The 20907-nt window shown below is 40.4% G+C and carries 24 protein-coding genes; 6 read left to right on the forward strand and 18 right to left on the reverse strand.

Features of this window, described 5'->3' with window-relative positions; genetic code table 11:
- Positions 1-22: 22 nt before the first annotated feature.
- The 13 genes from PCIT_RS11525 to PCIT_RS11585 form a co-directional block, all read right to left on the reverse strand.
- Positions 23-1291 (reverse strand): S8 family peptidase, encoded by a 1269-nt coding sequence (locus PCIT_RS11525; protein ID WP_010363334.1) that lies wholly within the window; start codon positions 1289-1291, stop codon positions 23-25.
- Between the two features lie 94 nt (positions 1292-1385).
- The gene (locus PCIT_RS11530; protein ID WP_010363331.1) at positions 1386-1922 is read right to left on the reverse strand and encodes a phage tail protein; all 537 of its coding nucleotides are present in this window, start codon (positions 1920-1922) and stop codon (positions 1386-1388) included.
- A 13-nt stretch (positions 1923-1935) separates the two neighbouring features.
- A complete protein-coding gene (locus tag PCIT_RS11535) occupies positions 1936-2466 on the reverse strand; it encodes a phage tail protein (RefSeq protein WP_010363330.1) in 531 nt (176 codons plus the stop codon).
- Positions 2467-2478: 12 nt separating this feature from the next.
- On the reverse strand, positions 2479-3027 hold the full coding sequence (locus PCIT_RS11540; protein WP_010363327.1) for a phage tail protein: 549 nt from the start codon (positions 3025-3027) through the stop codon (positions 2479-2481).
- Positions 3028-3110: 83 nt separating this feature from the next.
- Entirely contained in the window at positions 3111-3392 is a 282-nt protein-coding gene (locus PCIT_RS11545) for a DUF6916 family protein (RefSeq protein WP_010363326.1), read from the reverse strand.
- A 29-nt stretch (positions 3393-3421) separates the two neighbouring features.
- A complete protein-coding gene (locus PCIT_RS11550; RefSeq protein WP_010363323.1) occupies positions 3422-3931 on the reverse strand; it encodes a GNAT family N-acetyltransferase in 510 nt (169 codons plus the stop codon).
- Positions 3932-3946: 15 nt separating this feature from the next.
- A complete protein-coding gene (locus PCIT_RS11555; protein WP_010363321.1) occupies positions 3947-4564 on the reverse strand; it encodes an aspartyl/asparaginyl beta-hydroxylase domain-containing protein in 618 nt (205 codons plus the stop codon).
- A gap of 239 nt (positions 4565-4803) precedes the next feature.
- Positions 4804-5535, reverse strand: coding sequence for a type 2 periplasmic-binding domain-containing protein (locus tag PCIT_RS11560; RefSeq protein WP_010363320.1), 732 nt, complete (start codon positions 5533-5535; stop codon positions 4804-4806).
- 72 nt (positions 5536-5607) lie between these two features.
- Positions 5608-6018, reverse strand: coding sequence for a hypothetical protein (locus tag PCIT_RS11565; RefSeq protein ID WP_010363319.1), 411 nt, complete (start codon positions 6016-6018; stop codon positions 5608-5610).
- On the reverse strand, positions 6015-6950 hold the full coding sequence (gene lhpI, locus PCIT_RS11570; RefSeq protein ID WP_010363318.1) for a bifunctional Delta(1)-pyrroline-2-carboxylate/Delta(1)-piperideine-2-carboxylate reductase: 936 nt from the start codon (positions 6948-6950) through the stop codon (positions 6015-6017). The genes PCIT_RS11565 and lhpI overlap by 4 nt, the downstream gene beginning before the upstream one ends.
- A gap of 5 nt (positions 6951-6955) precedes the next feature.
- On the reverse strand, positions 6956-8035 hold the full coding sequence (locus PCIT_RS11575; protein ID WP_010363317.1) for a M24 family metallopeptidase: 1080 nt from the start codon (positions 8033-8035) through the stop codon (positions 6956-6958).
- Between the two features lie 74 nt (positions 8036-8109).
- On the reverse strand, positions 8110-8775 hold the full coding sequence (locus PCIT_RS11580; protein WP_010363316.1) for a GntR family transcriptional regulator: 666 nt from the start codon (positions 8773-8775) through the stop codon (positions 8110-8112).
- Positions 8776-8983: 208 nt separating this feature from the next.
- Positions 8984-9382: a hypothetical protein gene (locus PCIT_RS11585; protein ID WP_040697396.1), complete on the reverse strand. Its 399-nt coding sequence runs from the start codon at positions 9380-9382 to the stop codon at positions 8984-8986.
- Between the two features lie 168 nt (positions 9383-9550).
- Here PCIT_RS11585 and PCIT_RS11590 point away from each other — a divergent pair, with 168 nt between their 5' ends.
- The 5 genes from PCIT_RS11590 to PCIT_RS11610 all read left to right on the forward strand — a co-directional run bounded on the left by PCIT_RS11590 (position 9551) and on the right by PCIT_RS11610 (position 14245).
- Positions 9551-10423, forward strand: a complete 873-nt coding sequence (locus PCIT_RS11590; protein ID WP_010363313.1) for a M61 family metallopeptidase — start codon at positions 9551-9553, stop codon at positions 10421-10423.
- Between the two features lie 110 nt (positions 10424-10533).
- Positions 10534-10785 (forward strand): TIGR03643 family protein, encoded by a 252-nt coding sequence (locus PCIT_RS11595; protein ID WP_010363311.1) that lies wholly within the window; start codon positions 10534-10536, stop codon positions 10783-10785.
- Positions 10786-10949: 164 nt separating this feature from the next.
- On the forward strand, positions 10950-12590 hold the full coding sequence (locus PCIT_RS11600) for a methyl-accepting chemotaxis protein (RefSeq protein WP_010363309.1): 1641 nt from the start codon (positions 10950-10952) through the stop codon (positions 12588-12590).
- Between the two features lie 112 nt (positions 12591-12702).
- Positions 12703-13725: a tetratricopeptide repeat protein gene (locus PCIT_RS11605; RefSeq protein ID WP_010363307.1), complete on the forward strand. Its 1023-nt coding sequence runs from the start codon at positions 12703-12705 to the stop codon at positions 13723-13725.
- 103 nt (positions 13726-13828) lie between these two features.
- Entirely contained in the window at positions 13829-14245 is a 417-nt protein-coding gene (locus PCIT_RS11610; RefSeq protein WP_010363304.1) for a VF530 family protein, read from the forward strand.
- A 100-nt stretch (positions 14246-14345) separates the two neighbouring features.
- Here PCIT_RS11610 and PCIT_RS11615 read toward each other — a convergent pair whose 3' ends face one another.
- Entirely contained in the window at positions 14346-14753 is a 408-nt protein-coding gene (locus PCIT_RS11615) for a type 2 periplasmic-binding domain-containing protein (protein ID WP_010363302.1), read from the reverse strand.
- A gap of 11 nt (positions 14754-14764) precedes the next feature.
- A complete protein-coding gene (locus PCIT_RS11620) occupies positions 14765-15835 on the reverse strand; it encodes a porin (RefSeq protein WP_010363301.1) in 1071 nt (356 codons plus the stop codon).
- 209 nt (positions 15836-16044) lie between these two features.
- Here PCIT_RS11620 and PCIT_RS11625 point away from each other — a divergent pair, with 209 nt between their 5' ends.
- Entirely contained in the window at positions 16045-17667 is a 1623-nt protein-coding gene (locus PCIT_RS11625) for a methyl-accepting chemotaxis protein (RefSeq protein WP_010363298.1), read from the forward strand.
- A gap of 211 nt (positions 17668-17878) precedes the next feature.
- On the opposite strand, the gene serS is transcribed toward PCIT_RS11625, so the two are convergent.
- From serS to PCIT_RS11640, 3 genes are read right to left on the reverse strand one after another with little or no spacing between them, the layout of a single operon-like run.
- Entirely contained in the window at positions 17879-19180 is a 1302-nt protein-coding gene (serS, locus tag PCIT_RS11630) for a serine--tRNA ligase (RefSeq protein WP_010363297.1), read from the reverse strand.
- A 9-nt stretch (positions 19181-19189) separates the two neighbouring features.
- Positions 19190-19570: a fluoride efflux transporter CrcB gene (gene crcB, locus PCIT_RS11635; protein ID WP_010363295.1), complete on the reverse strand. Its 381-nt coding sequence runs from the start codon at positions 19568-19570 to the stop codon at positions 19190-19192.
- On the reverse strand, positions 19563-20903 hold the full coding sequence (locus PCIT_RS11640) for a replication-associated recombination protein A (protein ID WP_010363293.1): 1341 nt from the start codon (positions 20901-20903) through the stop codon (positions 19563-19565). The genes crcB and PCIT_RS11640 overlap by 8 nt, the downstream gene beginning before the upstream one ends.
- Positions 20904-20907 lie beyond the last annotated feature (4 nt).

Raw genomic sequence — 20907 nt, forward strand, 5'->3', positions numbered from 1 at the left:
CTGTTTTTTTAGTAATGCTTTTTCATGCTTTTTTAGCTCTGAAATTTAATACGCTATGTGCTGGTTTGATGTTTTCAAATAAATGTAATTGGCTTAATGGCTGCGCGACACCACATGCTTTTAGCCGCGCAATAATGCCAGAAACGATGGCAGCTGATGACGAGGTGCCTCCAAAATTGGCATATCCACTCAGCGACGTCGACTTTACTGATGAAGGTGCATAATAATCAACACATTGACCGTAGTTTGAAAACTCAGCTAGATTTCCGACTTTATTGATTGAACCCACCACAACAACCGACTCTAATTCAGATAATTTATTAACTTCACAGGCTTTTTGTCTATTATTTCCAGCTGATGCAACAATCACTGGGCGATGGGGTGACGAAGCCAAATCTTTAATCACAACGGCGGTGATATCAGACAAAAATGGTAACACCCAACTACAATTAACCACGTCCGCTTTCATTAACTTAGCCACGTGAAATGCCAATATTAACGAAGAAGTCCATGTTGATACCTGCCGAATAGCAATGAGCTCGCTCGTAGGTGCAAAACCTTCCACTCCAATACCATCTTGCTTGGCTGCTATAACCCCAGCGACTTGGGTGCCATGATAATCGACTATTCCTGTCGTACTGGCATCCAGCACATGCTCATCAGCGTCATACTCTAATAATACGGCTAACTCATTAAATTCTGCATGGCTAAAATCAAACCCATCATCAATAATCGCCACTCGAACCCTATTTACTGGTGAATCGCAAAAAGGGGGCTTAAGTGACGATAGTAAGCTATTTTTTGAGTAGACTTCTTTTAACTGAACTTCGTGATTGGATCTTGTTAACTTTCTGACTGGTGCTATATCTGGCTCCACCGAAATAATTCCTTGGTGAGCAGTTAATGCTGAAAACACGTCAAAAAAATGTTCTTCTTTTGGAGTGATCCAAAAAACAGTCCCGCCTTGTATCTTTGAGATAACTTGAACTCGGATAATTTGACTATACAATTGTGCAATTTCTTGAACTGACAATTCAGATCGTATAATTATTTTCCGATTAAACGCGTACTTAGCACCTGTTTCATCTATCAAAAAATCATTGTTATATTGATTCAGAGTAACCGTTTCTTTATTACTGTGAAAACGTATTGAATTTACAGTAGGCTGCGCAGATAACCCCGCGATGAATAAACTAGCAGCTAAAGTGAGGCACACGTTAATTGAATTCCAATTAACGTCTTTCAATAGTAACAAACGCCCGCCTTTGTGACTCTTTAAAATGAAATGCATGACACTCCCTTTACGACTGCCCAGCTAATACCGAAGCTTTGCACACAATAAGTAGATACACAGGTTGCTAAACCAAAACCTATGTATCTGCGCGTTAATTTCGTGGCGGATAAACTCCCTCTAGTGCAATACAAAAGTTGAGCACCAATGCAGGTTGCATATTCTCATGAGGATCACCTGCCCCCGCCACAGAAAGACTAGAGCTACTCATTAAACCGACATCATCATCAAGTGGAGCTGTGTATCGCAGCGCTCCACCTGATGCACCTCCCTCAATTGCAAGTTTGTTATTACTTGGCTCTTGGGTATCACCTCCTTTAAATATGCCGGAAATACTGTGTGTATGCTCAGGTAATTGAAGTGGGCTCAATACCGCCTGAGTAAACCCGCCAAGCTCAGAAAAGAACCTACTAGTCAACCCAGGGCCTTGCCCTGCGTGCATAGGCGCTCGCCCTGCTAAATCAGGAAGACAAAATGTTGTTCTCCCATTTCCTCCAAAATTGGTCCCCAATAAGCTAAAGACCGCTCCCATCTGTGAAATGCCAACAATTTGGCCATTACAAATGGACCAATCTCGAGGACTGAACGTTGCGCCAAGCATTCGAATTTCCCCAATAAATGGATCTGCCATCTCTTATTCTCCTCTAGTTTCTTGATGGAAAAATGCCTTGCAGGCAAATAACAAAGTGAATGGCCAAGTAAGGCATCATATTATAGTGCGGTTCAGTATCTCCCGCAGACTCCACCGCCATGGCACTTAATTCTTGTACTTTAGAAGTACCTGCGTTTGAAGTATAAGCAGTTTCCGTTTCTGGGCTTTTTGCAAGCACATTACCAATTGCAGTGGATGTGTTTGCACTGTTATTACTAGCCTGTAAGCTATGAGTATGTGCAGGGATTTGACTCTTTTGTAAGGTAACCACCTCTACACCCGTTTTAGCTCCAAGCGGGTAGTTTTGTAAGCCCGGCCCTTGGCCAAAATGAACGGGGATACGCCCTCTCATATCAGGTAACTCAAAGGATGAGCGTCCATTCCCTCCGTATTGCGTCCCTATAAGTGCAAACAGAGGTTGGTTTTGATTTACGTCAATAACAGCGCCATTACACATTGCCCATTGTCGTGGTGCAAAGGTGGTGGCCATCATCTTTATGTCACCCATAAATGATTCAGACATGCTTTCTCCTTATTAATTTCTTGGTGGGAAAATACCGTCAAGTGCCATACAAAAATTCAGTGCTAACAAAGGTTGAATGTTCGTATGAGACTGCCCCTCCCCCACGATAGAAACAACGTCATGCGCCAGTCCTGTTAGACTTGTCGCTGAGTTATACATAAACGGTTCAGTAGCAGTACCCCTAAGGTCTTTGCTGCGAGCAAATACTGCATCGGTAAAAGTTGGGTTATTTATTGCTTCTGTACTGGTCGCTTGCACACGATGCGAATGGGCGGCCATTTCAGCAATACTGAGCGTGACATTTTCTACTCCATACTGATTGCCTACCTTAAATAGCCCACTAGGCTCACTTCTCAGAGTTCCTTGCCCGATTGGCGTTCGCCCTCGAAGGTCTGGCAATGAAAAATTACTTCTCCCATCCCCTCCAAATTGAGATGATAGTAACGCGTACAAAGCCCCGTTTTGAGAAATTGGAATCACCTGACCATCACAAGATGCCCAATCTTTAGGCGCAAAGTTAAACGCAAAAGGCCGTATTTCAGACGTAAACGGTTCAGCCATATAAATCTCCTTACTCACTTTTGTTAAACTAATGATTTACTTTAGTTATTACCAAGCTAAAGTGTTAACCTAACCCGCTATAACTAGCGATGTTGAGCCACATGAATTTCATACTCAGTTTCACTATTTGGCGATAGAAACAGCTCTGCTTCTCCGAATGCTTCATGTACGAGCTTATAAGTACCTTGGCTTAAAGGCTCATTGGCTTTACCATTTAGCAGTACACAAAATGCATTCCACTCGTCACCATCAAGCTTTGATTTTTGAACTGATGATATCTCCAGCTCTACTTCACCATTTTGACCCACAACTTTTACAAGTGTGCCTTGTGCACTTTCCACATTTTCAAACGTAAACTTTTCCATATTCGCCCCCTTTCTTAAATTTAACTTAGTCACACACCACTCATTAGCTTCACAGGGTGCGGGTACCACACCATAAATTCATATGGCGGGCTAATAGATTCCACCTGAAACCCTAAACGACAATATAACTGCTTGGCTGCCATATTATTTTGCTCAACAGAGAGGGTTAATGGCGCACCAGACTGTAATGCGGCATTTTGAAATGATTGAATAATTGCTGAGCCAAAGCCATGCCCTCGAGCGCTGGGTAAAAAACCAATGTCGACGATGCGAATTTCGTTCGGGCCAAAATCAATGGTTGCTTTGCCTATCGCTTCATGATGCTTTTCTATAATGAAGTACATTGCATTGGGGAACTTATCCCCATACCCTTGGGTTTGAGCCCGAAATTGCAATTCCACAATTGACTCTACGAAATCTTTTTCGCCGTCAATTAGCTGTAAATCTTGGCGCATCGAATGGTGCAGTTTTTCTAAAAATGGCTTATCTGCAGTATTCGACGGCCTTATATTTAGCCCGTTTGGAATATTAAGTTTCATTATGTCGCTATCTCCTTAACTTACTTTTTTACAGCAATATGTTTTGCTTTTAGAGTTAACAATTAAATTAAATAGCCACTCATTAACATTGCAATCTATAACTAGATTAGTTCTTGGCGTATCGCCTAAATTCTTTACCGAATGCTCTGCGTCAGCGTTGATATACCACACGCTATTTACATCCATAGGAACCAACGCATTATCTACTTGAAACCGCACGTCGGGAGTCGTCTCTAAAGGAATGTGAATACGAGCCTGTGATGATGCCTCAAGACTTAGGCCCTGATCTCTATGGGGCTTTATATAGGCATTATTATGAAGGCGCATTAAACGCGCAGATAAGACTTCACACTGAAAACGAGCAATAAGGGCCTTGATTATTGGAAGCTTTTTTAGGAAGTGACTTTCTACCCACTGAGATTCATTTCCGAACGGAAATGACTGTAAAATGATATGGCTATCGACATGCTCTTTAGGCACCAATAAAGGCAATACATCCCATCGGCCTTCGTAACACGCACTATTTACGTGGTCTACCCACTGAGAACTTTGCGCAGTATTAATATCATGCGACAAGTCCAAGTCTTGTAGTGGTACATCTAACTTTGCAAACGCTAGCACAGGCCCAAGCATAAAACTTCCTTTTATAACGGGTAGTGTGCAGGTTTCTACACAATAAAACCCACCACATTTACGCAATAATTAATTGCTTAAAAATAAATAATTACATGATTACATATCTTTTATAAATTACCAATTACAGCGCATTACACCATCAATACTTATTTACCTTTAAGTCATAACACGTTTATATTAATCAAAAAAGTATTTAACGACTATTATAGGTACTCCGAATAAAATCCCCCTCTACGCTATTGATAATCCATTTCAATCGAACGAACCTCTTGATCAGTCATCGCTTTTAATAACGTACTTAATTTATGCGCTTTTTGTTTATTACTATCGGTAAAGCCAATAAATTGCCGCTCAGAGTGAACAAGCTCTGGTAATATCGCCACTGGTAAATTAAATTGCGCAATGGTTTTTTCAGCCCAGCGCTTATCGATTAATATAGCGCCAACACGATTAGAAGCCAGTATGTCAAAGAGTGCTCTTGCGTCTTCGTCCGACCCTTCATAATAAGAACGCTTAATAATCACGGCCTTTATATCAGATAACACCTCTATGACTTCGTCTGGATACGGGTACTCTTGTGCAATCACCACGCTAAAAAACGGAAGAGATTTAATTTTTTCAAGGGTTAAGTGACGGTTGTTTACATTGACCGCTAATGCCATCTCCCACACAGATACCATATGTTCCACTAAGTTTAGCGAATCAGAGCTATCTATATGCAAAGTAAAATCGTATTTCCCACCTTGTACATCATCAATACACCTCTTATACGGAAGCTCAGTAAATGACGCACTGATATTGGCTGTACTTAGCGCATACGTTAGTAGATCCACTTGAATACCCTTTGCTACAGAGTCCTGTTCAACAAAACTAAACGGCCACCATCGAGAAAAGCAAAAGCTATATTCTTCACTTTGCGCAAACACGCAGCTTTGATACAAACATAGCCCAACAATAAGCCATTTCATTAAATTACGCCCACACTCATCATAAAGCTTAGTTAAGCGTAATAGGTTTTAGGTAGGGTGCAAATTAACTTGCTATATTTTCGGTAGAATATGACTTAGCGCAAAACAAGCGAGCGTAGCAAACGACACCAAAACCCATAACCTTGCGTACTTAGTTTGTTGACAAGCATTGTAGTAACATTGACTCGGGTTATTTGGATCTATCAAGATAAAAGTTGGTGCATTTGAATTAAAGGATTGAATGAGCTGTTGCCTATAGCCAGTCTGACAACTGTGCAGTTGGCCTAAAAACATAAACTCTACCAATAAGCTAGACTCTCCAAGTAATTCTATTGGACCCGCTTTGTGCTGTTTCACAGTGACCAAATTAATTACTTGAACTTGGCGCCAAACTCGCTTGTTTAATCGTTTTTTTTTACCTTGCCACAAGACTAAAGATGTTAAAAATAGCATCGCTACGACCAACATTAATAGCCAATTCATAATACTAGCCTGTAAACCAGCTGAGCTATTAATAAGTCACTTAATGCCATTCCTACTGACTTAAAAACGGTAATATCTTCCGCCATTCTGGTAAAATTAAGTTGGTGTATCTCACTAAGTTCAGCAATAATATGTGACTGTGAAATGGCTCCTTCCGCTATTGGCAATAACACTTCCCCCGCCTCATTTAGTACATTGACTTTACTATCCACAAATAACTTTGCGCAACTGATCGTAACGGTATCGCACTCTCTTGCATCTTTATGGTGATTACCAATTAAATCAACATGACACCCAGGCTTTAACCAGTGTCCATTAAATAAAGGTGAATGAGCGCCAGTTGCACAACTTATAATATCAGCGCTTGCTATAGTCGCTTCATCAGCAATGCCTATACAAAATTGAATATGTGTAAACTTGCTTGTCAACGTTAATAAAAGAGATTTTGCTTTCGTCTTATTTCGGGCAATTAACGTCACTTTATTGATTGCTCTCACACTAACATGTGCCTCAATCATATAAAGCGCTAAATTACCCGAACCAAAAAATACTAAATGCTTGCTATCAGAGCGCGATAAATACGCCGAAGCTAACGCAGAAACCCCTGCGGTTCTCCATAACGTTACACTTGTACCGTCGATTAACCCAAGGGGTTCACCATGAGTACGGTCAAATAGCATTATCTTAGAATAAAGGCTTTTCAAGCCACGTGTCATATTGCTCGGAAAATACGTAAATGACTTTACTGCGATGACTTCATCATTCCATGCAGGAAGTACAGCAAAAGCATCATGGTTACTATCACACTCATTTAATGAATAAACGTGACGTGGCGGAGTACCTGCAGGCTTCTTAAATCCATTTCTCAACGCACTGATCACTCCATCAAAGTGAAGACTGCTATGTACTTGCTGTTCTGAGATAATATGCATTTCCTTTACTCCAATATAAAGTGCTTTGGGGCATGAGTTAAACACTCATACCCATTATGATTAACTAATATGTCATCTTCGATTCTTACCCCGCCAACATCAGGGATATACACACCAGGTTCAATGGTGATCACATTTCCAGCGTTCAATACGGTGTTATTTGTAGGCGTGATAAAAGGTGCTTCATGGAGATACAGCCCTAACCCATGACCAATACCTTTACCCCCATACTCTTTGTAACCTCCCGCATCAATTACTTTTTGTGCGGCATCATTAACTGTTGAACATGACGCACCATCACATACTTCACTCAAAGCTGCAGTATGAGCAGTAAGTACCGTATTAAATAACTGTTGCTGTTCTTGAGAGGCTTTTTTATATACGTAGGTACGTGTCATATCCGAGCGATATCCGTTTACTACAGCGCCAAAGTCAATCAGTATAAAATCGCCTTCTTTTAACTGCATTTCACTTGGTTTGCCATGTGGTAGCGCACTGCGAATACCAAAAAGCAGTATAGTGTCGAAACTAACACCATCAGAGCCTAACTGCTGCATTCTGTAGTCGAGAAAATTAGCAAGCTCCTTTTCAGTGATCCCGACTTTAATCTGCTTTAAGGTATCTACTAACGCCATATCAGCAATTTCTGCTGCTTTACGAATGCAACTTACTTCACACTGTTCTTTAACTGACCTCAATTGTTCTATAAGCCCTATAACAGGCTGGAAGTTGCATTTTACAAAATGGGTAATTTCCTGCCACATAGCCACTGTCACGTAAGACGCGTCGAATCCAATATGTTCTCCTTTCGGCAAAAACCTTTTAATGCACTCACCCAAAGGTTCTGTCTCTCGGTCTCGGCATACTAGGTTACAATTATGCGACTCTTGTTTGGCGCGATCAACATATCGATAATCTGTGATTAGGGTATAGGTAGTATGAGACGCGATTAAGTAAGCAGCATTACCCGTGAACCCAGTTAAATACTGAATATTTTCATGACCAAAAACGAGCATAGCTGCCAGATCATTTTTAAGAAGTTTATGAGAAAGTTGGGTTTGACGATTAGAGTAAATAGTAACCATTGCGCTATGTAGTTGTGTACAAGTAGGTCACAACATAGCGCAATATTAAATTGTATACAATATTAAATATTCAACTATTGGCTTTGTTCCATTTTAACCAAAAGCTGCTTTATGTCATCTTTTGCACCTGTGATGTGTTTTTTTAAAAAGTCACAGGCTGCGTTAACGTCTTTAGTTTTACAGAACTCGAGTAAAGTACGATGCTCCTCAGGTGCGGTTTTAATACCGCCAGCAAGCAAAATATGCATACGTACATAGCGCTCAGAGTTTTTGCCGTACATCGCCACTAACTCCGCAGTTTGAGGTCGATTTGCTTTACTATATAGTTTTACATGAAACTCAGCATTAAGCTTGCCCGTAGCAAGTTGCGTATCCCCCGCGGCAGTTGCTTCTTCTAAATCATATAAAATGGCTTCAGCTTCTAACAGATCTCTTGGTGTTAAATTAACAATAGAATGCCGTAATAACTCAGCTTCTAACAAAGCGCGCAAATCAAATATCTCATCTATTTGATCTGCGCTTAGCATAGTTGCTGTTGCGCCTTTATGAGCTTCAAAATTAACCAGCCCTTCTGCTTCTAACTGCAATAATGCTTCTCTTACAGGAATACGGCTCACATTTAACTCTTCAGCTAACGCGGCTTGGCGCAGCGGATCACCCGCTTTTATTTCTCCAGATAAGATCTTTTCTCTTATTGCTTCTGCGACAAGTTGCGTGCGTGTTTTATGCTCAATTCCCATGAGTACCCCTTTAGCTACATTTGGCATACATTATACATGCATCAGTCTTCACTACTACAGTTGACGGTTGTAAGAAGATCTTCAAGTGTATTTGTTATCATTATTCGCTTGATTATAAGGGTCGCCCTCAGTTAATCAATGCGCTAAATGTCTTAGTACTTGATGCCTCGACATAATGCAATAGACTGACTATGAGACACTGAGAACATTACGGAGCAACTCTTTTCCAAATCTCTTTTTCAACTAATTTGCCATCTTCATGTAACGTGTGGTGCCATAAATCACCTTCAACTTTATAGGTAAATGCCATCGTTTTACCCAATATTGATGCTACATTTCCATATTTAACATGCTCAATAAAGTGATCTTTGTCCAAGGTATAAGTTCCTCCGCCAGCATATAGAAACTTTCCGCCCTGCTGAGTGATGTAATTAAAATGTCCGTCAGAGACTATTTTAGTAGACGTTAACTGAGGTGCCTGTGCTTCTACTAATCCATTTTCAGTTGCATATTGACCTTTAACATACTGCCAAGTACCTATAAGCGGGTTTGCCGAAACAATACTTATATTCAGCACAAAGATAGAACACGTAACTAATTTAAACATAATTTTTAATCTCATGATTTTATTATTCATTATTAAAATAATAATTACATACTTGATAGCAGTATTCACTTGAGATAGTTTCATAGTGTAAAACACAACATTTCAGTTGTTATGTTTGAATCTATTCCATCTATTCTTCATGTATTGAGTACTATAAAAAGGAAGGCCGTGTTGATAAAAACCATCACAATAAGCGCGAATATCATGCAATATATTATCTCGCATTTATTGGTTACCATTATGGTAATTTGGCTACTTTTGAACACAGCTCTATGTGCTGAGCCAAGCTATAAAAACTTAGCTGACTTATCAAACGCTCAGCAATCAGTTGTTAAAACTTGGATTAAACATGGAATTAAGGCAACTGAGCACTCTCTTGGCCAACTTGAGCAGAGTACAATTGTCGTCAACCTAAAACCACAATATTTCACCTTGGAACCCGTCCCTTGGGCCAATGTGGTTCGAGGTAAAACAGATGGTGTTGAACTGCATTTCAATCGCTATGCAAACGACACCGCTTTAATTGACGATTGGACTTTATATCATGAGCTTTCCCATTTATATCACCCACTTTTTTATTATCAAGACTTTTGGGTGAGCGAAGGGTTGGCGACCTATTTACAAAACGTCATTATGTTTAATGCCAATCTGATTTCACGCGCCGAATTTACTCATAGACTGTGGAGCGGTTTGCAACGAGGTAAACTACAAACACGGCATATAAGAAATAAGTTAAGCTCAGTCTCGGAAAATATGTGGTCATTAAATGCTCAACAGAGAGTCTATTGGAGTGGCGCTGCCTTTTTCATTGAAGCTGAAATTGCACTTAATACTCTGCCAACTCGTCAGTTCACCATGTCAGAATTATTAAACAGGTATCAGCGGTGTTGCCGAAGCAAGAATAAGCAGGCCAAAGTATTTATGTCTGAACTAGATAAAATCAGTAAAACGGCGATATTCAGTAACTTATATCAAAAATATAAAAATAGAACAGACTTCCCAAAAATTACGAAAGAACAAATAAGTCAATTAAGATTCTAAACCGTAATTTCAACTCCCCACAGCCCGCACTAACTTTAACATGTACCGATCTATTTTTCTTCTCCATACGTACTTAATGCTCTAAACCACCTCACACACCTAAAATTAAAATGCTATTCAAAGAACAAGATATATCGCGAATAATCGAGATGGCATGGGAAGACCGTACGCCATATGAAGCAATTAACATATTATACGGCTTAAGTGACAGCCAACTGACAGGGTTTATGCGTAAGCATATGAGCAGCAATAGTTTTAAAATGTGGCGCAAAAGGCATCGGGGGCGTAAAAACAAACATTTAAAGTTGAGAAGCAGTAAAGTGACACGAAGTCACTGCAGCACACAATACAAGCCTAGATAAGCGAGTTTAAAGGCGATATAACTGATTGAAATAAAAAATAAGCAGAATAGGCAACCTACCCTGCAATTAATACCATATAAGTCCGGTCTTTGTGTCTACAATGGTAAATATTTTGCTAGTATTACAAACAGTTGAGCTTTTAAACAATCTTAGTAGGTATCAAATTGGACTATTTATCAACATTAAAAGTAAAAACACGGTTGGGTATAGGGTTTGGGTTTATTTTAAGCTTGCTGATTTTACTCACCGTGATGGGAATTATAAAAGTTAACTTTATTGACCATACCCTGTCTGAAATCACCGATGTGAACTCTGTAAAACAACGATATGCAATCAACTACAGAGGCAGTGTACATGACCGAGCTATCGCGATCAGAGACATCGCAATGGCTCGCTCGCCTCAAGAAATAAATAAATTTGAATCAGAAATTAATGAACTAGCTCGTTTTTATCGTGAGTCAGAGAATAAAATGAATCAAATGAAGTCCAGCGGCGTGTTCTTTTCTCGAGAAGAACAAAACATACTAAATAAAATTGATCAAATCCAAGCCGATACACTTCCTCTTATCGAAAAAATTATCTCTGAAAAAAGAAACGGCGCGGTCATGACCGCCACGATACTCGATGAAGCACGTCCAGCATTTGTTGGGTGGCTTAATACAATCAATCAATTTATTGATTTTCAAGAGATCAAAAATCAGCAGCTAACACCTGAAGCCCGGTCTGTTGCTGGTGGATTCCAAGAATTAATGTTGTCTCTGTGCGCTTTAGCCATTGCAATTTCGATTTTTGTTGGGTTTATGATCGAGCGTAGTTTTCGCTCCTCACTCGGTGGCGAACCATTTGAGGCAGAACGAGCAATAAAAGCGATGGCCAACGGGTCATTAACGCACACGAATACAGAACACCCACCAGGCAGTATCTTAGACTCTTTGTCTGATATGAGTAAAACGCTTACCACCACGGTGCGTAACATTGTTACAGCTTCACAAAATGTCTCAGTTCAAGTGAGTGATGTAGCTCAAGGTTCAGCTTCAGTACTTGACGCTGCAAAGCAACAGGCATCTTTGACCGCAGATACTGCATCGAAGCTTTCAGATATGCGACATAGTATTGACCAAGTTTCACAAATTGCTCAATTAACCGAAAACAATTCATCCATGACCACCGATAATGCAAAACAAGGCAGAGAGCTGGTGTTTGATGCGGCGCAAGAAATGGAAAAAATTTCAGCTACGGTCGATAAAGCAGTTAGCCAAGTTAAAAAGTTAGAGTCTCGTACCAAAGAGATTGGCGGTATCGTGAATGTGATCAGTGGCATTTCGGAGCAAACAAACTTACTTGCACTGAACGCCGCGATTGAAGCCGCGCGTGCTGGAGAAACAGGAAGAGGTTTTGCTGTGGTCGCAGATGAGGTTCGTCAATTAGCACAAAGAACAGGTGAAGCGACATCACAAATCGAAACCATGATTTCTGAAGTTCAAGCAGAAACAGCTGCAAGTGTTACTGCAATGGAAACTACCCAACCTCAAGTGCTTAGTGGGAAAGATCGTACGACGAAAGCCAGTGAACTGTTAGAAAATATTGAAGAACAAGCAGCTGACTCGTTAAAACGAATAAAAGAGGTTGCCAAGGCCACGTCAGACCAAGTGAATGTTGTCGGTGATATAACCAGTGCAATGGAACAAATTTCAACCATGTCGAGCGATGCAATACAGTCGATGCAAAACAATGAAAAAGCCGTAACGTCCTTGAATAGCCTATCAAGCCAACTTAAGGGTGAAGTCGAATATTTTAAAATATAAAATATTACAGCACGAAAAGCTGGCTTATTGAGCTGCTGGAAATTAACTTTCCATCAGCTCCAAGTTTTACTGATATAATTAAGCCAGTTAGCAGTATAAATTGGGGCCAAAAATGTTATTAAGTTCACTTGGTGTAATGTTGACGACGCTCATGAGCCCAGCAGAATTATTTGCTGCTTTGAACGAGCTAAAAGAACTTAATAAACGCTCGCCCCATCAAGCGATTAGTTATTACCAAAACATCGTTTCACAAATTCCATCGTCACCATCGACCGGTTCTATGGAGCTTCACTTAGCAGGTATGGAAGCTGCCATACGAACTGACAGACCTAAACTAATCAATACCGCTTTAAACATAGCATCACAATATGACTGGGTAGCCAGTACAACGCATGGTGAGTTTAATATATTTGTGCCAATGGCGATTTATCATCGCAGAACAGGTGATTACAGTTATGCTGAGTACTTAAACAAATGTGCACTAAATTGGGCCAAATCAGAGCAACAACTTAGCAAGGTGGTAAGCAACCTATCCGTTATCTATCGTTATACTGAGCAACATAGCAAAGCAATTGAATTGCTTAAAGAACAGTTAGAAGTGGTAAGTAAAAAGAGTGTAAAAGCCGGTTTATATAATAACTTAGGTAATTTTTATCAGTTGCAAAACCGCTATGTTGAAGCGAAGTCTGTATATAAGAAAGCATTTCTAATCCACAGTATGAACAATAACACTTTTCTCTCGTCTAGTGTGGGTCTCAACCTCTTAAAAACCATGATTACTACATCAAATTGGTCTGATTTCTCACGATTTATGCCTGCTGTTAGTAAATTTGTCGAACAAAGCGAACACCCTGATTTTATTGCATACCTCTACTGGCAAAACCTGATCGTCAGTGTAAAGCACCAAGGTAAAACGCTCTTACCTGAACAAGTCAACACGCTAAAGAAGAGTATGCCACTGCTAAACGCAACAGAGGTTTCTCCTTCAATAACTGAGTTCGTCAATCTTTTAGCCCATAGTGAGCTGTCTAAAGCATGGCAGGCTACTATTAATAGCTCCCCTAAGCCAGTCAAAGAAAAAACCATAAAAAGAATTTCCGTATCACTCCCATGCGCAAAAACTAGCAAACCTTAAACTCCCCTCCCAAGTCTAGTTTATCTAAAAGCCATAAATACGGTTTCATTAGTTGCTAATTCTCATTATAATTGCAGTAATTTATATTAGTAAGTGAGTGAAAATGAATAACAAAGAGCTATACGCAAGCAACCCGTTAACTGGGGTAAAATTAGAGCAAGTTGTTATTGAGTTGGTCGACCAATATGGATGGGAAATCTTACATGCTTACTTACAGCTAAATTGCTTAAAGACTAACCCAAGCATTGAATCAACTGTAAAATTTTTAAAGAAAACAGTATGGGCACAAGAAAAAGTTGAAAACTTTTATTTATATCGTCTAAAGAACCTACCAAAACCTGACGATGTACAATATGAGCTGCCGCCCCGCGATAGAATTGTACCCGAGGGTCAAGTGCCTGGCACACCGTGTGAGTTAAGCTTTACTGACGCAAAAAGAATTCAAGAAAAGAAAGCAGCAAAAGATAGAGCAAGAACACGAAAACAGCGCGCTACCCCGCAAAACCCATGGGGTAACTAAACTGCTACATGTTCATATTACTCATTAGAGCAACTCTAAGAAAGCATAACAGTTAATAGGTAACAAAAAAGGAAGGCATGTATATGCCTTCCCGTTTAGTCTAAAATTGCTTTACCACTTTAACTTGATCCGTCACAGCATCTGATGACACAAATCCAATTGTGTCAGGGTTAGTCGATATCATTTTGAGTACTTCGGCATCATTCGACACTTCTTTCGGTGGTGTACCTTTACCAGTAAATATCAGCTTTGACCAATATGCTTTAAGTTGAGCTGACGACTTATTCAGGACTTTATCGTTAAACTCATCCGTAACCGCACTGCCCGCTTCTTGTGATATCGGGATCACTTTATTGCCATTTGAAAATGACTTTTCTTTACCCGTAAAAATTCGTTTAATGGTAGATGACTCAAAACTACTCCCATTACTAGGGTGCACAATGACTGATACAGCTCCGTAGGCAGAGCTTGCCGTGGTTAATAGTAATAAACACATTAATTTTTTCATGATCTATCCTCCTAAAAAACCACATCAATACCAATTGTCAAAGCCTCACTATCGCCTGCGACTGCAAGTGATACCGAATCATCTTTAACTTTATCGTATTGTACTTTAAATGCCGCAGATGGGTGAAAGTCCCAGCGAACACCTAAGGCTTGTGTATCATGCTTTTCTGCATCCTCGCCTTCCCCCTCAAAATTTGAAACCATAACATAGGGGGTAAAGTCATTAATTCTATACCCGGCACTTATCATATAAGTATCTAGGTTCCCACCAAGATCCAACCGATTAAACTCAGTCAAAACAAAAAAGTTTCCAAAGTCAGCGTTTGCCGCTAAACCGTAGAACTTTCCTTCTCGAGAATCTTTACCATCCCACATAGAAGCTTCGCCATTGCGGAACCTTCTATTTGTATACTGCATATGTGTTGCTCTGATCTCTAACCAATCATAACTAAGCTGTACGACGCCCCCGAGAATATCTTCCCAAATCTCTCTGGTCGGTGTTTGAAAGAAGAAATCTGATAACAACTTATTCTCTTCGTCATCTTCACGACCGGTGTAAACATTGGCTGAAATACCCCAATCACCTATAGAACCGTTATAAAGAAGATTTACCCCTTCATAATTAAATATCTGCCATGTGTAGTTATCCGCGGGTGCTCGCATCCACACATACGCATATCCCACATCATAGAAGTCAGAGTAGTAAAACAGTGGTAACCGTTTTTTACCTGCTTGAATAGTCCAATTGTCGTTAATATCATACGACACATATGCCCATTCAAATTCCGCATCATAATCGTTCGCTCCACGAGCAACAATTTGACCTATGACACTTAGACCTTCTCCCAAATCACCACTAACTTGTAAGCCGATTAATGACTCTGGTGAAAAGGAAAAATCTTCTTTGTATGCACTAACAATTGGATAGTCTGCTAGAAACGTAGGGTCGAGTCCAAATTGAGGGACACCAGACCCACTTAAGACTTTACCACCGTTTATACTTGCAAAACCGGATATATTGACCTCTGCGTGAAGCGCGGTTGAAGTCAAAGCTGCGATCAAGAGAGTAGTTTTTAATTTCATAGATAGCTCCGCTAATCTAGGGTTGTTTGGCAAGTTAAGTATAGTTAAACATCCGAAAAAGAAAGTTTTATTGATAAAAATTGGATTGAGACTAAGCTTTAGACAGATGTTGGATACATACGAAATAGGCACAAAGCCTTATGTACCGACTTATCTGGTCGTATATCACAACCAAGATGTTGTAATATTGTTAGCTTACAAGGTGTTATATGTCTTTATTATTGCATTCAAAAAACTTAAGTATCTCAAAAAAGATACATGCCATAACGATTGTCGCGGTATCCGCCTTTGTTGTTTTGGTGATGATCAACTACAACTCAATGCAAGCAAATCAGCAATCACTCGATGAGCTTGAAAATCAAACGTATAAATTACTAATCCTTACATCAAAAAATGCCACAATGATGCAAGCTTTGGACGAGACCTATACTCAGTCAGTGACATTTGGAGACGCTGAGCTAATAGACAAAGCACAAGCCGTAAGCGCATCTTTACTAGATAACCTCGAACAAATTCCAAGTTTAAGTAATAAATTCCCGACTACCAGCACCATTAATGACATAAAAAAATATGAAATCATCGCTAAAAATATCGCCAACAGTATGATTGATGGCACAGCTGATTTTGCAACCCTGCCACAAAAGGCAAAACAAAAAAGTGACCTATTTGAGTCTATCATGGTGCGGTTGAGTGAAGACCAAAAGCGCGCTGACAATCGTTTCTTCGAACTCGTAAACAACACTAAAGTAAACGCCGATAATGCATTAACAAAAATGTTCATTGTGACGGTTATATCGTTACTCATCGTGATAGTACTTGCGGTATTGATCGCCAAAGGAATTAGTTCAGCTGCGAAAGAAGCTGCAGGTAACCTACATTTACTCGCCGAAGGAAAAGGGTCATTAAGCTCACAATTAACAGTACATTCCGCTGATGAAATAGGACAGGTGTCGCGCAACTTTAACGCGTTTGTAAATTTATTAAGATCAACCGTTGTTGACGTAGTCGCTGTTGTCGAGCCACTGACTCAGAACTCAACTAGATTGGTACATGGAATGCAATCAGCAGAACAAGCAACGCAGCAACAGTCAAGCGATGCTGAAGTGGTGCGCCAATCAATGGAGGAAATGAAGCAAAGCGTTGGTGATATCTCTCAGTCAGCGGCAAACGCATTTCAAGCAGCTGAGCTAGCGGAAAACGCAGTCGACGAAAGTATGAAGCAAATTAATGTATCTGTTGCGCAATCACAAGACCTAAGTGAAGAAATAAATAAAGCGGCTAACACCATAAATAAACTCGCAGATGATACGCAGAACGTAACGCAAATTCTCAACGTTATTACATCAATTGCTGAACAAACTAACTTACTGGCACTCAATGCTGCCATAGAAGCTGCAAGAGCTGGTGAACAAGGTCGAGGCTTTGCCGTAGTTGCTGACGAAGTTCGTGAGCTGGCATCAAGAACCGCCAAATCAACCAATGAGATACGTGAATTAATAAATGTATTAACCGTCGCGGCCTCTGATTCTGTAACAGCGATGAACAGCGCAAGAGATATGGCAACTAATAATGCACAAGCAGCTGAAGCAACGGGGACCTCTATTCAGCTGATCTCAGAGCAAATATTAGCAATTAATGGCATGAACTCTCAAATAGCGACGGCGACCGAAGAGCAAACTTCCGTGGCTGCCATGGTAGTGGATAATGTGTCTAATATGCATAGCTCTTTTGAAGAAACCATGAACTCGCTATCTCAGGTCGGTGATGTTGCACAAAACCTACATAAATTATCAGACAACCTGTTAAATTCCACATCCAAATTTAAGATTTAAGATTTAAGATTTAAGATTTAAGATTTAACATTTAACAACAGTAACACTAGTAATAAAAAGTCAGCTTTGTATGCTGGCTTTTTTATTGATAAAAACCTTTTTAAAAATATGCATATGCCTTTTCTTGGTTATATGAAGCATTCCCTGAAAACAACAAAGCCTAAGCGTTGAGCCTAGGCCTGTCGTTTAGTATCAAACTTACATAACTAAATTATTTTATAAGCTCGAGCCCACCCATATAACCACGCAACGCCTCTGGTACAACAATACTGCCATCAGCTTGCTGGTAGTTTTCTAATATAGCGACTAGCGTACGACCAACAGCTAAACCAGAACCATTTAGCGTATGCAGTAATTCAGGCTTTTTCTCACCTTGGCGACGGAAACGCGCTTGCATACGGCGAGATTGGAAATCCCACATATTTGAACAAGAAGATATTTCTCTATAGGTGTTTTGTGCCGGTAGCCATACTTCTAAATCATAGGTTTTACATGCGCCAAAGCCCATGTCTCCAGTACACAATACAACCTTACGATAAGGCAATTCTAATATTTGTAGAATTTGCTCTGCATGCCCGGTAAGCTCTTCTAGTGCAGCCATAGAATCTTCAGGCTTCACTAATTGTACGAGTTCAACTTTATCAAATTGGTGTTGGCGAATTAGACCTCGTGTATCTCGACCATAACTGCCCGCTTCACTTCTAAAACAAGGCGTATGCGCTGTCATTTTAACAGGCAGTTCTTTTTCATCAAAGATCTCGTCTCGCGCACAGTTAGTCAGCGGCACTTCTGCTGTTGGGATCAAGCTAAAGCCATCTTGCTCAACGCCATCGTCGCTCACTAAGCCCTTGGTGTGGAACAGGTCTTCCGCAAATTTAGGTAATTGACCTGTGCCAAGTAAGCTATCTTTATTAACTAAGTAAGGCACATACATTTCTGTATAGCCATTTTTGTCTGAATGCGTATCTAACATCAGTTGCACAAGTGCTCGGTGCATGCGTGCAATACCACCACGCATCACTGTAAAGCGAGAACCAGTCAGTTTTACACCCGCTTCAAAGTCTAAGCCCTTGTCTAACGCTTCACCTAAGTCAACGTGATCTTTTGGTTCAAAATCATATTGCTTTGGCTCACCCCACTTTAATACTTCAACATTTTCATCTTCATCTTTACCAGCTGGTACATCTTCAGCGGGTAAGTTTGGCAGCGTCATTGCAATATTATTTAATTCAGCAAGAATTTTATCTTGTTCAGCTTTTGCTGCACTAAGTTGGTCACCTAAGTTAGCCACTGCATCAAGTAACGGTTGAACATCTTCACCTTTCGCTTTGGCTTGGCCAATTGCTTTGGAGCTACTATTGCGTTCACTTTGTAATTCTTGAGTTTTTGTTTGTAGTGCTTTGCGCTGTTCTTCCAGTGCGTTAATTGTTACTACATCCAGATCGTAGCCGCGCTTCGCTAGGCGTGCTGCTGCTTCTGTAATGTCTTGACGTAAATATTTTGAATCTAACATTTGCTATTTCTAACCTTTTTGCATGACCAAGCAAAGGCCTAACCAAGCCATAAAAATACACACAACCACGTTGAGTGTCACATTAAGAGCCATTTTCATAATATGACCTTGTTGCAATAACAACACAGAGTCTATCGAAAATGTTGAAAACGTTGTCAATGCGCCTAAAAAGCCAATTCCTAATAAAGATTTAGCTGGGCTTACGGTAATTATTTGCTTTTCGATAAGACCGTACAATATGCCCATTAACAGTGAACCAATAATATTAACGGTCAACGTGCCAAAAGGGAATCCCCTACCAAGCAGTTTTAGGGTCATATCACTAATGAAAAACCGTAAACAAGCACCAAGCGCTCCGCCAAGTGCTATTGTAAGGTACATTTTAATCATCTTGATATCTTTTTCTATCACTTTGCAGATTTTGTTCCTGCAAATAATCCAATTTAGATTTTATCTGCTTTTCAAGCCCACGGTCCGTCGGGTGGTAATAAGAGCGTTCTTTTACTTCTGCTGGAAAGTAGTTTTCACCAGCAGCGAACGCCCCCATTTCATCATGCGCATAGCGGTATTCTTCACCAAACCCAAGCTCTTTCATCAATGCGGTAGGAGCGTTACGTAAGTGTGGAGGAACAGGTAAATCTGGATCAGTTTCAGCATCTCGTTTGGCTTGTTTGAACGCTGTATACACTGCGTTACTTTTCGGTGCACTGGCCAAATAAATAGTTGCCTGCGCTATCGCTCGCTCTCCTTCACTCGGCCCTACACGCTGATATATATCCCACGCATTTAACGCCACTTGCATTGCTCTTGGATCTGCGTTGCCTATGTCTTCTGTCGCAATCGCAAGTAATCTCCGAGCTACATATAACGGGTCTCCGCCCCCAGCTAATATCCGACAAAACCAGTACAATGCGGCATCTGGGCAGCTCCCTCTGACAGACTTATGAAAAGCAGAAATTAAGTCATAATAAATGTCACCGCCTTTGTCATACTTAGCAAGATGTGTTGGTAAGATATGCATTAACACGTTTGCGTTAATAACCACATCATCGCGATTACGCTCAGCTAAATCAACGGCTTGCTCTAATAGGTTAAGCGCTTTACGCGCATCGCCAGAGCTGGCTTTTGCTATTGCATTTATTGCTGCGGAGTCAATTTTAATCTGTAACTTACTTAATAAAGAGTCATTAGCTAGCGCACGCGACAATACTAATTCAAGTTCACTGTCAGCAAGAGGTTTTAACGTATAGACGCGCGCTCTCGACAATATCGCATTATTAAGTGCAAAGCTGGGGTTTTCTGTGGTAGCGCCAATAAAAATAAACGTACCATCTTCAATATGTGGTAAAAAAGCATCTTGTTGTGATTTGTTAAACCGATGTACCTCATCCACAAATAACAGCGTACGCTTGCCTTGCATCAATCGCTCTTTGGCTAAATTAACTGCATCGCGTATATCTTTTACGCCCGACGACACTGCGGATAACTGAGTGAGCTCAGCTTGCGCATGATATGCAATAATCTCAGCCAGTGTGGTTTTCCCAACGCCAGGTGGCCCCCAAACAATTAAGCTGTGGCAACGTCCAGCTTGTATAGCTTGATACAATGGCTGTGTAGAACCCATTATATGACTTTGACCGATATAGTCTTTGAGGCAAGTAGGCCTCATACGTGCGGCTAATGGCCTAACATCCGGTGCAAAGTTAAATCCAAGATTAGTCACGCTT

Source organism: Pseudoalteromonas citrea, from assembly GCF_000238375.3.
In the GTDB taxonomy this organism is placed as follows: Bacteria; Pseudomonadota; Gammaproteobacteria; order Enterobacterales; family Alteromonadaceae; genus Pseudoalteromonas; species Pseudoalteromonas citrea.